At 38.9% G+C, this 13,613-nt stretch carries 13 protein-coding genes; 5 read left to right on the top strand and 8 right to left on the bottom strand.

The window, feature by feature from the left end; genetic code table 11:
* The 3 genes from ACLCDV_RS12610 to ACLCDV_RS12600 form a co-directional block, all read right to left on the bottom strand.
* Nucleotides 1-1,278, bottom strand: a complete 1,278-nt coding sequence (locus tag ACLCDV_RS12610; RefSeq protein WP_317666797.1) for an adenylosuccinate synthase — start codon at nucleotides 1,276-1,278, stop codon at nucleotides 1-3.
* A 129-nt stretch (nucleotides 1,279-1,407) separates the two neighbouring features.
* Nucleotides 1,408-1,899: a Fur family transcriptional regulator gene (locus tag ACLCDV_RS12605; protein ID WP_046673375.1), complete on the bottom strand. Its 492-nt coding sequence runs from the start codon at nucleotides 1,897-1,899 to the stop codon at nucleotides 1,408-1,410.
* A 110-nt stretch (nucleotides 1,900-2,009) separates the two neighbouring features.
* A complete protein-coding gene (locus ACLCDV_RS12600; protein ID WP_070564136.1) occupies nucleotides 2,010-4,229 on the bottom strand; it encodes a RelA/SpoT family protein in 2,220 nt (739 codons plus the stop codon).
* Between the two features lie 151 nt (nucleotides 4,230-4,380).
* Between ACLCDV_RS12600 and ACLCDV_RS12595 the strand changes: the two genes are divergently transcribed.
* The 3 genes from ACLCDV_RS12595 to bshB1 all read left to right on the top strand — a co-directional run bounded on the left by ACLCDV_RS12595 (nucleotide 4,381) and on the right by bshB1 (nucleotide 6,428).
* Nucleotides 4,381-5,013, top strand: coding sequence for a DUF4294 domain-containing protein (locus ACLCDV_RS12595; RefSeq protein ID WP_411973870.1), 633 nt, complete (start codon nucleotides 4,381-4,383; stop codon nucleotides 5,011-5,013).
* A 19-nt stretch (nucleotides 5,014-5,032) separates the two neighbouring features.
* Complete coding sequence (locus tag ACLCDV_RS12590) at nucleotides 5,033-5,524, top strand: glutathione peroxidase (RefSeq protein ID WP_317666799.1); 492 nt, start codon at nucleotides 5,033-5,035, stop codon at nucleotides 5,522-5,524.
* Nucleotides 5,525-5,696: 172 nt separating this feature from the next.
* Entirely contained in the window at nucleotides 5,697-6,428 is a 732-nt protein-coding gene (bshB1, locus tag ACLCDV_RS12585; protein ID WP_317666800.1) for a bacillithiol biosynthesis deacetylase BshB1, read from the top strand.
* Between the two features lie 96 nt (nucleotides 6,429-6,524).
* Here the strand turns inward: bshB1 and ACLCDV_RS12580 are convergent, their stop codons facing one another.
* From ACLCDV_RS12580 to ACLCDV_RS12560, 5 genes are read right to left on the bottom strand one after another with little or no spacing between them, the layout of a single operon-like run.
* Nucleotides 6,525-7,055: a hypothetical protein gene (locus tag ACLCDV_RS12580; protein WP_317666801.1), complete on the bottom strand. Its 531-nt coding sequence runs from the start codon at nucleotides 7,053-7,055 to the stop codon at nucleotides 6,525-6,527.
* A 54-nt stretch (nucleotides 7,056-7,109) separates the two neighbouring features.
* The gene (locus ACLCDV_RS12575; protein WP_317666802.1) at nucleotides 7,110-7,919 is read right to left on the bottom strand and encodes a phosphate ABC transporter ATP-binding protein; all 810 of its coding nucleotides are present in this window, start codon (nucleotides 7,917-7,919) and stop codon (nucleotides 7,110-7,112) included.
* Nucleotides 7,877-8,728: a PstA family ABC transporter permease gene (locus tag ACLCDV_RS12570; RefSeq protein ID WP_317666803.1), complete on the bottom strand. Its 852-nt coding sequence runs from the start codon at nucleotides 8,726-8,728 to the stop codon at nucleotides 7,877-7,879. The genes ACLCDV_RS12575 and ACLCDV_RS12570 overlap by 43 nt, the downstream gene beginning before the upstream one ends.
* Nucleotides 8,721-9,617, bottom strand: coding sequence for a phosphate ABC transporter permease subunit PstC (gene pstC, locus ACLCDV_RS12565; protein WP_317666804.1), 897 nt, complete (start codon nucleotides 9,615-9,617; stop codon nucleotides 8,721-8,723). Before pstC ends, ACLCDV_RS12570 begins: the two co-directional genes overlap by 8 nt.
* Nucleotide 9,618: 1 nt before the next feature.
* Nucleotides 9,619-10,590, bottom strand: coding sequence for a PstS family phosphate ABC transporter substrate-binding protein (locus tag ACLCDV_RS12560; RefSeq protein ID WP_411973869.1), 972 nt, complete (start codon nucleotides 10,588-10,590; stop codon nucleotides 9,619-9,621).
* Nucleotides 10,591-10,735: 145 nt separating this feature from the next.
* Between ACLCDV_RS12560 and ACLCDV_RS12555 the strand changes: the two genes are divergently transcribed.
* Complete coding sequence (locus ACLCDV_RS12555) at nucleotides 10,736-12,841, top strand: HEPN domain-containing protein (RefSeq protein WP_411973868.1); 2,106 nt, start codon at nucleotides 10,736-10,738, stop codon at nucleotides 12,839-12,841.
* 11 nt (nucleotides 12,842-12,852) lie between these two features.
* Entirely contained in the window at nucleotides 12,853-13,611 is a 759-nt protein-coding gene (cobA, locus tag ACLCDV_RS12550) for a uroporphyrinogen-III C-methyltransferase (protein ID WP_317666807.1), read from the top strand.
* Nucleotides 13,612-13,613: the final 2 nt, after the last annotated feature.

Raw genomic sequence — 13,613 nt, 5'->3', positions numbered from 1 at the left:
TTATTTTGATAAAGCTAATGTTTGTTTACGATCAGGACCTACCGATAGGATCGTGATAGGTACTTCAAGAGCTTTCTCTAAATAAGCAATATAATTTTTTAATGCTTCAGGTATTTCTTGTTCTGACGTTATACCGGTCAAATCTTGTTTCCACCCATCAATTTCTTCTAAGATAGGTTCTGCTTGATGCGTGATGATTTCATAAGGCATATAATCTATCACTTCACCATTATATTTATAATGTGTACATGCGTAGATTTTGTCGAAGGTGTCCAAAACGTCAGCCTTCATCATAATCAAATCTGTCACGCCATTCAGCATAATGGCATATTTCAAAGCTGGAATATCGATCCATCCTGTACGACGAGCACGACCTGTAGTTGCGCCAAATTCATGACCTAACTGACGTAATTTTTCGCCAGTTTCATCGTGAAGTTCAGTAGGGAAGGGACCACCACCTACGCGAGTAGCATATGCTTTAAAGATACCATATACCTTACCGATTTTATTTGGTGCAATACCCAGACCTGTACAAGCTCCGGCTGTTGTCGTATTAGATGAAGTAACAAATGGATAAGAACCAAAATCAACATCCAAAAGCGTACCTTGAGCACCCTCAGCTAACACACGTTTGCCTTCTTTCAGATATTGATTCACCAAATGCTCTGAATCCACATGTGGGATGGATTTAATGAATTCGATCGCATCTAAAAATGCTTTCTCTTTTTCACTGAAATCAGGTATTTCACCATAGTGCGAAAGAATACTTAGATGTTTTTCTTTCAACTTTTGGTAACGCTCTTGAAAATCGGGAAGTGTCGTATCACCTACACGTAAACCATTTCTACCGGTTTTATCCATGTAAGTTGGACCGATACCTTTCAGCGTGGATCCAATTTTTCCTGCACCCATTTTTGATTCTGAGGCAGCATCCAATAATTGGTGTGTCGGCAGAATAAGGTGTGCCTTACGCGCTAAAACCAAATTGCCTTTACCCACCGGATCAAAACCAGCTGTCTTCAGGTTGTCTAACTCTCTTTTTAAGATAATCGGATCGATAACGACGCCATTACCAATAAGATTTAGTGTACCTTCATTGAAGATACCAGATGGAATTGTGTTGAGTACGAATTTTTTGTTATCGAATTCCAACGTGTGTCCGGCGTTAGGGCCGCCTTGGAAACGAGCGATTAAATCGTATTTTGGACAAAATACGTCTACGATTTTACCTTTACCCTCGTCACCCCATTGTAAGCCCAAAAGCACATCAACTTGCATAGCTTTTAAAGTATAGTAATTAAAATGTTATTAATAAAAATAGACTCTATTTAAAAATAAAATGTTCAGGAATTTTCCCCCTGAACATTCCTGAACAAATGTACTATTATATTTAAGAAAAATATAAGATTAATTTGAAATAGCTTCGTGAGCGACGGTTTCTTCTTTTTTGTTCTTAAGTTGACAGTCTTGACATACACCGTACAAATTGAGTGAGTGGTGCTTAATGTCAAATTTTAAAAGATCTCCCATGAGACTCTGAATTTGATTGATACGTGGATCACAGAATTCAACAACCTTATTACATTCAATACAGATCACGTGATCGTGTTGTTTGAACCCATAAGACTTCTCAAATTGAGCCATGTTCCTTCCAAACTGGTGTTTTGTAACCAAATCACAAGAAACTAAAAGTTCTAGGGTATTATAAACTGTAGCACGACTGACACGATATTTCTTGTTCTTCATATGGATATACAAAGACTCTACATCAAAGTGGTCAGTACGTGAATAAATCTCTTCCAAAATCGCATAGCGCTCTGGTGTTTTTCTTAGATTTTTATTTTCTAAGTAGGCTTCAAAGATTTTTTTTACAGTTGCAAAATTTTCAGCTTGATTCATAGTAAAAATATTCTTGTACAAATTTACCAATTTAGATTGATATTTCCTCTATTAAAAATAGCGCTTAATAGTAGTCTCCTTAGCGAAATTTTCAATCCAACACTTGGTTATTAATTTTCCGATTCATAGCGATTGACACCTGTTATCCCTCTGACTTGCTTTAAATTTCTCATCAAACTTTCAAGCTGAGCAGTATCATTCACATAGACCATAATATTACCATCAAAAATACCTTCGTTACTTGAAATTGACAAGGATCGAATATTAACAGCAAATTCTTGCGAAATAACAGTTGTAAGCTTATTTACTAATCCAACATCATCTATGCCAACGATATGTAAACCTGTCAAAAATGCAGAATCTTTTGTAGAAGCCCACCGTGCTTTTAGAATTCTATAACCATAATTTGCCATCAGCTTGGATGCATTTGGGCAACTTGTACGATGAATTTTTATACCATCATTTACGGTCAGAAAGCCAAAGACATCGTCACCAGGGATCGGGTTACAACAGGGTGCTAATGTATAATCAACTTTCTGCATATCGTCACCGATCAAGATCGTATCGAATTCCTTCTTATTTATCTTTTCAACTAATCCACCAATATGCGTGTTAAATTGATTTCCAGATGAAGAACTTACATTAATTTCAACTGCTTTTTCATGCGCAACATATTCTCTCAGCTGTCTAATGTCAACAATTCCCTTAGCAACATTGTAAAAAAGATCCTGCGAGCTGGGATATTTTAAAAAGTTGGCAATTTTGTTAATATTATCCGTATTATAGGTAACTTTTAACGATTTCAACTTACGTTCCAAAATCTCTTTCCCATCCTCCGCAACTCTTCTCTTTTCCTCTTTTAGAGAAGATCTGATTTTGGATTTGGCTTTTGCAGTCACTACAAAATTCAACCAATCTTCCTTAGGTGACTGCTTGCTTGAGGTAATAATCTCTACCTGATCCCCATTTTGCAAAATATGACTCAAAGGAACAAGTTTGTGATTTACTTTGGCGCCAATACAACTCGCTCCAATATCAGAGTGGATCTCAAAGGCAAAATCTAAAGCCGTAGCATTGTTGGGTAGTTGAATCAGTGTCCCTTTTGGGGTGAATATAAAAATCTCATCGGAGAAAAGATTCATCTTAAAATCATCCACAAAATCCATCGCATTCTGATCCGGACTACTTAAGACATCGCGTACCTTTTTGATCCATTGATCCAAGCCAGAATCTGAATTTGATTCCTTATATTTCCAATGCGCCGCAAATCCTTTTTCGGCGATTTCATTCATCCGTTTGGTTCGAATCTGCACTTCGACCCATTGCCCTTTAGGACCCATTACCGTTGTATGCAAGGACTCATAACCATTTCCTTTCGGCGAGGAAATCCAATCCCGCAGGCGGTCGGGGTTAGGGCGATATAAATCTGTGACAATAGAATAGACTTTCCAACATTCGGTCTTTTCTTTTTCATCCACAGCATCTATTACAATACGTATGGCAAACAAATCATAAACCTCCTCAAAAGGAATCGATTTTTTTCGCATCTTATTCCAAATAGAATGGATGGATTTAGGCCGCCCAAATACGGACGCCTTAATACCCTGTTCCTCCAATATCTCTTTGATTGGACCAATAAAATCGCCTATAAATTTTTCGCGCTCGGCTTTTTTCTCATTCAGTTTTCGAGCGATAAATTTATAGGTATCCGGATCGGTAAATTTCATCGAGAGATCTTCCAATTCAGATTTTATCGCATACAGCCCAAGACGATGTGCTAATGGTGCATAAAGGTAACTTGTCTCTGAAGCAATCTTCAGCTGCTTATCCCTGGCCATAAATTCCATGGTGCGCATATTGTGCAGCCGATCTGCCAATTTAATGAGAATTACACGAACATCGTCAGCCAGTGTGAGCAACATTTTCCTAAAATTCTCCGCCTGCATGGAACTGTTTGGATCAAAAATTCCTGAAATTTTGGTAAGCCCATCGATAATTCGGCGAACTTTCTTACCAAACATTTCTTCAATTTCATCCAATGTAACATTGGTATCTTCAACTACATCATGGAGCAAAGCGCATACAATAGATGTTGTTCCTAAGCCAATCTCTTCAGCAGCAATTTGGGCAACAGCAATAGGGTGATAGATATAAGGCTCTCCTGATTTGCGTCGCATCTCTTTATGACTATCCAATGCTAAATCAAATGCCTTTCGGATCTCCTGCTTGTCTCCGCGTTGTAAAGTTGGCTTACAAGCGCGCAACAATGCACGGTAACGTTTCCTTATCTCTTTGTTTTCTGCTTCAATATCAATCACATAATCTTTCATAAACGTTGCAGGTAAATGATGTTTTTTGAGTAAATTTGTGTAATTTAGTTAATGTATTCTTGAATACTATTTTCAAGCTAACTTATTTTGTAATAAATCTACCAAAATATTATAGCATTGACAAATTAAAAAGCGTTATATAATTGCCCAAATGAAGACAATATTATTTTGTTTGCTTTTCCTCACAGGGACTTTGTCCGTATGGGCACAGTCTCAATCACTCACTCTTCCTTTATACGGAGAAGGTGCGCAGGAGACCGTAAACAGTTATATGACAACAACCTTGGCAAACGGAGAGGTGTTACCCTGGTTTCCGATACCGGAGGTTATCGTTGTTGCCAAAAGGACTTGGTCAAGTGAAGAAGCGCGAAGAGAATACCTTCGCTTTAGAAGAAACGTCCTAAAGGTTCTTCCTTATGCTATATATGCGCAAAAAAGATATGATCAACTTGACAGAGAACTCGCGCTGACTTCGGACAAAAAGGAACATAAGGCATTGGTTGAAAAATGCGAAAGCGACGTAAAACAGATGTTTGATCGAGAAATCAAAAATATGACTATTTCACAAGGTAAAATACTCATAAAATTGATCGATCGCTATACCGGACATACAAGTTATGAAATGGTAAAGGAAATGAAAGGTGGAATTTCTGCTTTTTTCTATCAGGGAGTTGCTAAAATATTCGGTCACAACCTAAAGTCAACTTACGATCCAAAAGAAGACTTTGCCATTGAAAATATCATTAGAGAATTCGAAAAGTCGAGACCTCAACCTGTCATGTGAGCAATTAAACCAAAACCAGATGAAAACAGTATACGACTTTGACGCCCTTCAGTTTAACGGCAAAAAAAAATCCCTCGCTGATTTTAAAGGTAAAGTTTTACTCATCGTCAATACTGCCAGCCAATGTCTATTTACCAGACAATTTAAATCGCTCGAAAAACTCTATCAAAAATATAAAGACCAAGGTTTCGAAATCCTGGCTTTTCCTGCAAATAATTTCCGGAACCAAGAACCGTTAACCGGTAGTACCCTAGAGACATTCTGCCGGATCAATCAACAGGTAAGTTTCCCTATATTTAAACGTAGCCATGTTATAGGCGAATATAGAACACCCTTATACAGTTTTCTCTCGAGCAAAGATCAAAACGGACATATCAATAGTAAACCCTCCTGGAATTTCCACAAATATCTGGTAAACAAAAAAGGAGAGGTTATTGATTTCTATTATCCGACTACTTCGCCATTATCAAGTAAAATTTGCCGCAATATTGAGCGTCTTTTACAAGAGTAACCCATAAACTACTTACATTTGCCACACTCCCGCCAACACAGGTCTAGTCGAATATCGACTTAGAATCAATAATCGCCTGGGATTAGTAAAGGCTTGCAGCCAAAACTATTCAGCGGTTAACTGAAATGGTTTATCATAAAAAGGGAAGCAAATTTAAAGAGAGAAATATTATATGTTAAAATTAGATCTACTTATTATTGCTGTACATCCGGATGACGCTGAACTCGGCGCAGGAGGAGTGATGGCAAAATATGTTGCTGAAGGAAAAAAGGTAGGAATTGTTGATTTAACCCAAGGTGAGCTCGGCACACGTGGCACAGCAGAAACCAGAGCACAGGAAGCAAAGGATGCTGCCGAAATATTAGGGCTGGCCGTAAGAGAGAATCTTGGCCTAAGAGATGGTTTCTTTGAAAATGCTGAAAAAGAAAAAATGGCTGTAATAAGGGCTATCCGTGAATATCAACCAGAAATTGTCATTACAAACGCCGTTACTGATCGTCACCCAGATCATGGTAGAGCTGGACAGATGGTCAGCGATGCCTGCTTTCTTGCTGGCTTAAGAAGAGTGGAAACTTTTGATCAGAACAATATTTCCCAGGAGGCCTACCGCCCCCGATTAGTACTGCAATTTGTACAGGACTTTTATATCAAACCTGATGTTGTTATTGATATAACGGATTATTATCATATTAAAGAAAAATCCGTACTAGCTTACAAAACTCAGTTTTATACCGGAGAAAATATAAACCCTGACGAACCGCAAACTTATATTTCTAATCCGGATTTCATGGAGTCAACCGCGGCTAGAGCCCGAGAATTTGGACGATATATACAAGTGAAATATGCCGAAGGATTTACTTCAAAAAAAATACTCGGTATAGACGATTTATTTCACCTGAAGTAGCGAATAGAATATATCAGGCACTATAGAAAAACTAAAAAGTGGAATTATTCCGCTAAAAAATAATTCCACTTTTTAGTTTTGGACAAGTGATCGAATTTAATTCTTATTCAAACTGATCGGGAATTTAATTTCGCTAATGTGAATACCATTGAAGCAATCATCCTGACAATTATCGGAAACATAGCCTGCAGAAGAAATCAGACCATTGTTTTTGGCTTCAAAATAGACCTTCGAATCTTTTCTTTTTATCAGCCAATCCTTCTTTGCTTTCTCATAAACTTGATCTAGCGTCGACGCTTCATAACCTTCGTCGTGCGAGTTTAATTCATCCTTGTTTTCTGTCCATTTAGTATCAGTCTGCTCTTTACCATCTGCGGAACGTGTTTTAGCTTCATATGATCTATACTCGACCTGACCGTTAAATACCGTTATTGTGGTTGCGCTGTGAGTTCCTGTCCAGGAAGAGCTGGTAACAGTATACTGGTAGGAATTAGCATTCTCCTTTTTATATTTTTGATAAGCTTCATAACTTTTATCAAATTCAGAAGAATATGCAAAATCTTTACTACAGGAACTAAAAAAACCTGACAGGACCAAAAGCATGGCAATAAAATAGCTACTTTTCATAATTAAGTTATTTAAATCCTAATTAGAACGACCATGCCAAGACATTTGCTACACTCAGGAAATAAATCCTTTTACGTACTGTTTTGTGATTTCATTTTGCGGATTCAATAAAACCTGTTCCGTTGGTCCAAATTCAAGAATTTCTCCGCCATAAACAAACAAGATATAATCAGATACCCGTCGCGCTTGTCGCAATATATGCGTCACCAATACGATGGTATAATCTTTCTTCAGTTCAATCAACAACTCCTCAATTTTGGCAGTCGATAATGGGTCCAATGCCGATGTTGATTCATCCCCAAGGATAATCTCAGGTTCCACAGCTAATCCTCTCGCTAAACAGAGCCTTTGCTGCTGACCAATAGACAATCCACTAGCGGAGTGACCTAAACGATCCTTTACCTCGTCCCATAAAGCAACATTACGCAATTGCGTTTCAACAATCTTATCGAGCTCTTTCTTACTTCGCGTACCGTGTATGCGGGGGCCATAGGCCACATTGTCATAAATAGACATTGGTAGTGGATAAGGTTTCTGGGAAAGAAGCCCCATTTTCTTTCGAATATGCGTCACTTCTGCATTCCTACCATAGATATCTTCACCATTAACAAGAACCGAACCGGTTATTTCAACCCCTTTGGTATCATCGACCAGCCTATTAAGCGTCTTTAAAAGCGTTGTTTTCCCGCATCCTGACGGGCCAATAATGGATGTGACACTATTGTTTGGCAGCGCAAGGTTGATATTCTTGAGTATATGTCGCCCGTCAATATGAACATTAAGATCCTTTATTTCAATATGTGGATCTGCCAACGGATTTATTATCGACGATTCTTTTGTTTCGATTGAAGGATATGAGTGCATACTACAATAATTAAGATAATGATTGTTAAAACTAAAGCCGACGCATAAGCTCGACCTTGAACTTCGGGAATAGGACTACTTAACTGGAAAAATATAGATAAAGGCAATGTCGCCGCCGGCTCATCGATATATTTAGGAAGATTGTCACTAAAACCTGTAGTCAATAAGACTCCCGCCACATCGCCAATGGCGCGGCCAAAAGCAAGTAGAATAGCTGTAAGTAAGCCGGTACGAATACTTCTAAGCATTACTTTGGCCAATTCCCAGCGTGTGGTACCGAGTGAAAGGGTGACATTCTTTAGGTCTTCAGGAATGGTTTTGATCAATTCGTCCACAGTGCGTACGACAATTGGAATAGTCAGCAGCGTTACGGTAATAATACCACCTAATAACGATGCACGAATACCCAAATACACCATGATTCCAAAGCCTACAGCACCATAAACGATCGAAGGAACGCCATACAACACATCGAATAACAATTTCGAAAACTGCGTGACTTTAGATTTTGTACCCAGATAAACATTTAGATATAACGAGATCGGAATGCCTATCAAAGCTGAAAGAGCTGTTGAAACCCCAGCCAAATAGAGCGAACCCAATATCGCATTCAAAATCCCACCTTCTTTTCCGATATAAAATCCACCTTTAGGCAACTGACTTACCATTTCCCAATTGAGATAGGGAAGTCCCTTATACAATATTGTACCTACAATAAAAAACAGAGAAGCTGTTACGGTTATACCCGAAAGATGCATAAAGCCTTTTGCCACCTTTTCGCTCAACAACCGTCTTCTGGTATTATCCATGCTGACCTCCTTCCAAGCGTCTCAATATCAGACGAGAAATTAAATTAAAAATAAATATGATTACAAACAGCAGTAATGCAGAGAACATCAGAGCTGACTCATACAAAGGTATTGACATCATTTCCCCAAAATTATTTGCAATTAATGCAGGAATAGGGTATCCGGCATCAAATATAGAAGTTGGTACTTTTGCAACATTGCCACAGACCATCAATACCGCAATGGTTTCACCAAAAGCCCTAGATGTCGACAAAACAATGGCTGCGACAATACCTGGTCTAGCTTTTTTCAGAATAACGTGTTTGATCGTATCCCATTTTGTTGCACCCAAAGACAGCGACGCCGCCTTCAAATCATAGGGAATGGTCTGAAGTACCTCAACCATGATAGAAATCATAATGGGAAAGATCATCACAGCTAACACGATACCACCAGCCAGCACAGAATATCCGGAGGTTACAACACCAAAAACTGGCGCTATATACAACTGAATCAAAGGTACAATAAACAACACCCCCCAGACTCCATAAAGCACAGGTGGTATTGCGGCCAAGATATTGACCAAAGGAAGCATCATATTCTTTAAAGCATCCGAAGCATATTCGGTCAAGTAAACAGCTGTTAATATACAAAGCGGAATCGCAATAACAAGAGAAATCAGAGTTACCGCAAGCGTGCCAGCAATAAAAGGTAGAAAGCCGAAAGATCCTTTCATTGGTGACCAAATCTTACCTGTTAACAGCTGCAAAATATTGCTGTATTCAAATAAGGGAATCGATTTTATGGTTAAACCAACCGCAATGATGACGACAACTGAAAGTGAAATCAGCAAGAGGAGCAAAGTAGATCGCTTGACCAGTATATCTTTAACGAGACGAGTATTTAGCATGCTATAACTTATTAAGTTCTTCTTTTATCAGTGTTTCATTTAGTGGGACATATCCATTTTCAAGAAGCTGTGATTGCGCCTGTTTCTGAAGAACAAAAGAAATAAACTCCTTCAAAAGAAGGGATTCGGTCTTATTGCGCGTCACAAAGGTTAACTCCCTAGAAGGCGGCGCAGGGTATCTCCCTGTCGCAACAGCATCTGTCAATTCAGACAGCGTACCATAAAATTGCTCATTGTCCTCAACATGTCTATTTTTATTCAGATCCAAAGGAACAACAGCAATACGGTCAAAAACCTTATTGGTTTTTAGATTGTAGACATAGTTAATATTATTGAACCCGATTCCATATATATCATCTTTAATAGCCTGTGCAATTCCAGGGTCTCCAAAAATTCCGATTCCTTGTAAGTCCTCTTGTTTATGTCCGAAAAACTTGGCCCAGGTTTCCGCTGCCCCTGCAGCATCAGAACGAACATATACATTAATGGGATCTGCCGTGAACTGTGGGTCAATTTCCCGCCAGGTCTTAAACTTTCGATTCACAAAAATATCCAGTAATTCTTCACGGCTCAAACCACGCTTCAAAATAGCAGAATAATTAGGATTGTCAGGATTGATTGTACATATGACAGCATCCTTGGCTACAATAATTGGAATCGCTCCTTTTTTTATTTCCTGCTCATGCAGGTCTCTCGATACCATTCCAATATCAACCATCCCAGTAAGCACATCAGCAATTCCTTTTCCTGCACCACCAGCAGAAATATTAAACCGAACATTTGGATGAATTTTTTTAAAATCTTCGCTCCACACAACCGCCAAAGGGTAAAGCGCAAAAGCTCCAGACAGTGAAATATTACCTTCAAAACCATGTTCCTTACTATATCCATTCTTTACTTTAGGCGCACAGGAAGTCAGTTTAAATACAATTACAAAGCTTAAAATCAGAACTATGAAACACTTTCTCATCATTACACCTAATAGTCTACAGGTTTTGTATATTAAATTTTATAGGGCAAATATATATTAATTTGGTAGATATTATAGAATATTAAAAAAATATTTTTACATTTGACATCGAGAAAAGAATACTAAATCAATAGATTTTATTAGTTTTATGCAAAGCTTCCGCACAGAATTAGAAAACCCAGTCGTGGAAAGGGAAATTATCGAACTCGAAAAAAAGATTCGATTATTCCACGAAGGCAAGATCGCCGACGAGAAATTTAGATCGTTGCGCTTAGCTAGGGGGGTATATGGACAAAGACAACCTGGAGTTCAAATGGTTCGTATAAAACTTCCATTTGGAAAGGTCACGTTCAAGCAATTGCTTAAAATTGCAGCGATATCAGATGAATATGCAAGCAGCAATTTGCACCTTACAACACGTCAAGATATACAAATCCATTATGTGAGCCTAGACCGCACACCGGAACTTTGGTCCAAATTAGCTGAAGATGACATTACATTACGCGAAGCTTGTGGAAATACCGTACGCAATGTCACCGCTTCCCCAAGTTCGGGTATCGATCCAAAAGAGCCTTTTGATGTTTCACCATATGCTCAGGCAACTTTTGAATATTTTTTACGCAATCCGGTATGTGCAGAAATGGGCCGAAAATTTAAAATGTCATTTTCTGCAAGTGATGAAGACACCGCGTTTTCCTATATTCATGACCTTGGCTTTATTCCAAAACTAAAAGTTGTTGATGGGGTTGAAATGCGTGGCTTCAAAGTGCTATTGGGTGGAGGACTAGGATCTCAGCCTTTCTTGGCATCGGTGACGAGCGAGTTTCTACCGGAGGACGAACTTATTCCTTATATAGAAGCTACACTCCGCGTCTTTGATCGTTATGGTGAAAGAAATAACCGAAATAAAGCTCGATTCAAATACCTTATTCAGAAACTAGGTTTAGAAGAAGTACTAAGTTTGATTGAAAATGAAAAAGTCGCAACGAAGGTAAAAAGCTATCCGATCGACCGAACCAAAATCGAACAACCAACGCCACCAGATGACAAACAACTTTCATTCATTGATCTGGACAGCGATTTAAATTATCAGATTTGGAAAAACACCAACACATTCGAACAAAAACAGAAAGGATATTATGGTGTATACGTCCGCGTTTCCACCGGTGATATTGGTACGGAAAAAGCTCGCACATTCGTCGCAGGTGTAAAAGATCTGATTGCAGATGATATCCGAATCACACAAAACCAAAGCCTATTGCTAAAATATGCGACGGAAAAATCCCTGCCTCATATTTATAAATTACTTCAGTCGTTGGATCTCGCACAAGTAGGTTTCGACAGCACAGCAGATGTAACAACCTGCCCAGGTACAGATACCTGTAATCTCGGAATCTCAAATAGTACAGAAATGGCTCGTGTGATCGAATCCTATATCGCTGAATTTCACCAAGATTTTGTCTTTAATCGGGATCTAAAAATAAAGATTTCAGGCTGCATGAATTCTTGTGGACAGCATGGCCTGGCGCATATCGGTTTTCATGGTAGTTCTGTCAAGGCTGAGGGCAAGGTTGTTCCCGCGGCACAGGTAATGCTTGGCGGTGGAACTGTTGGCAATGGTGAGGGCCGGGTTGCCGAGCGAATTATCAAAGTACCGACAAAACGAGTATTGCATGTCGTTGAATGGGTCTTAAATGATTACAAGAAAAATGCAGTGGCAGATGAAAACTTCCATGCTTATTATGACCGACAAGGCAAGAATTATTTCTACAATCTCCTTAAACCACTATCGGATCTAACCAATCTTGCCGCAGATGAATTTGTTGACTGGGGGCATGAAGGAACATTCCAGACAGCTATCGGTGTAGGAGAATGTGCCGGAGTTGTCATTGATTTAGTCGCTACCTTAATTTATGAGGCGGAAGAAAAGTTGCAATGGGCAAATGAAACCTTTAAAGAATCAAAATTTTCAGATGCGATCTACCACGCCTATAATGCTTTTGTGCAAGCTGCAAAAGCTTTATTATTGGATAAGGGAATCAGTGCAAGCACACAAAATACGGTCATCAACGAATTCCAAACTCATTTTGTGGAGACAGGTGAGTATAGTTTTGGCCAAACATTTCCGGAATTGGTTTTACAAATCAGTAAAAATGAGCCAAGCGAACATTTTGCAACGGACTATCTTCAGGATGCAACAAAATTTATCACTGAGGTTTATCAACGTAAAAATTTAACACCAGTATTGGTATAGGAGGGAATGGAATGTCAATAAAAGCAAAAGTAACTTTAGTCGGAGCCGGACCGGGCGACCCGGATCTGATAAGCCTTAAGGGAATCAAAGCCATAGAAAATGCTGACGTCATCTTGTATGATGCACTTGTAAATGAAGAATTACTTGATTATGCTCAAACTGCATGTATTAAAATCTATGTTGGAAAACGTGCGGAACAACTTTCTACCTCACAGGATGAAATAAATCGTCTCTTGGTGGATTATGCGCTAAATTATGGACATGTTGTCCGTTTAAAAGGTGGTGATCCGTTTGTTTTTGGTCGTGGCGGAGAAGAAATTGATTATGTTCAGCAATTCGGTATTGAAACAGCTGTTGTTCCTGGTATTTCTTCAGCTATTGGACTGACGGGATTGCAGCAACTACCACTAACATATCGTGGGATTAGCGATAGTTTCTGGGTCATTACAGGCTCAAAGTCAGATGGCTCATTATCGACGGACCTTTATTTGGCAGCAGCGTCTAAGGCAACGGTAGTTGTGTTAATGGGCTATGGAAAACTCGCCGAGATTGTAGCAATCTATCGGGAGAGAAATTTACATAATTTACCTATTGCACTCATTCAAAACGGTTCATTACCGAATGAAAAAGTCGTACTTGGCACCATTGATAATATCCTAGACGAATCTGTGGAAAAAAGAGTGGGGGTACCTGCCATTATTGTAATTGGGGAGGTGGTCGCCAAACACCGTTCATTTCATGAAATTAAAGAAAAAGCGTTAGCATTGTAGCC

Source organism: Sphingobacterium sp. Lzh-3, assembly GCF_046764375.1.
Lineage (GTDB): Bacteria > Bacteroidota > Bacteroidia > Sphingobacteriales > Sphingobacteriaceae > Sphingobacterium.
The sequence above is the reverse complement of the archived record's forward strand: the minus strand, read 5'-3'. Positions and strand labels throughout refer to the sequence as shown.

Bases quoted from the DNA above. Each gene is read 5' to 3' on its own strand.
- ACLCDV_RS12580 (WP_317666801.1), bottom strand. From the start codon at position 7,055: ATGAAAAGTAGCTATTTTATTGCCATGCTTTTGGTCCTGTCAGGTTTT.
- ACLCDV_RS12590 (WP_317666799.1), top strand. From the start codon at position 5,033: ATGAAAACAGTATACGACTTTGACGCCCTTCAGTTTAACGGCAAAAAA.
- ACLCDV_RS12600 (WP_070564136.1), bottom strand. From the start codon at position 4,229: ATGAAAGATTATGTGATTGATATTGAAGCAGAAAACAAAGAGATAAGG.
- pstC (WP_317666804.1), bottom strand. From the start codon at position 9,617: ATGCTAAATACTCGTCTCGTTAAAGATATACTGGTCAAGCGATCTACT.
- ACLCDV_RS12575 (WP_317666802.1), bottom strand. From the start codon at position 7,919: ATGCACTCATATCCTTCAATCGAAACAAAAGAATCGTCGATAATAAAT.
- cobA (WP_317666807.1), top strand. From the start codon at position 12,853: ATGTCAATAAAAGCAAAAGTAACTTTAGTCGGAGCCGGACCGGGCGAC.
- ACLCDV_RS12595 (WP_411973870.1), top strand. From the start codon at position 4,381: ATGAAGACAATATTATTTTGTTTGCTTTTCCTCACAGGGACTTTGTCC.
- ACLCDV_RS12610 (WP_317666797.1), bottom strand. From the start codon at position 1,278: ATGCAAGTTGATGTGCTTTTGGGCTTACAATGGGGTGACGAGGGTAAA.
- ACLCDV_RS12605 (WP_046673375.1), bottom strand. From the start codon at position 1,899: ATGAATCAAGCTGAAAATTTTGCAACTGTAAAAAAAATCTTTGAAGCC.
- bshB1 (WP_317666800.1), top strand. From the start codon at position 5,697: ATGTTAAAATTAGATCTACTTATTATTGCTGTACATCCGGATGACGCT.
- ACLCDV_RS12570 (WP_317666803.1), bottom strand. From the start codon at position 8,728: ATGGATAATACCAGAAGACGGTTGTTGAGCGAAAAGGTGGCAAAAGGC.
- ACLCDV_RS12560 (WP_411973869.1), bottom strand. From the start codon at position 10,590: ATGATGAGAAAGTGTTTCATAGTTCTGATTTTAAGCTTTGTAATTGTA.
- ACLCDV_RS12555 (WP_411973868.1), top strand. From the start codon at position 10,736: ATGCAAAGCTTCCGCACAGAATTAGAAAACCCAGTCGTGGAAAGGGAA.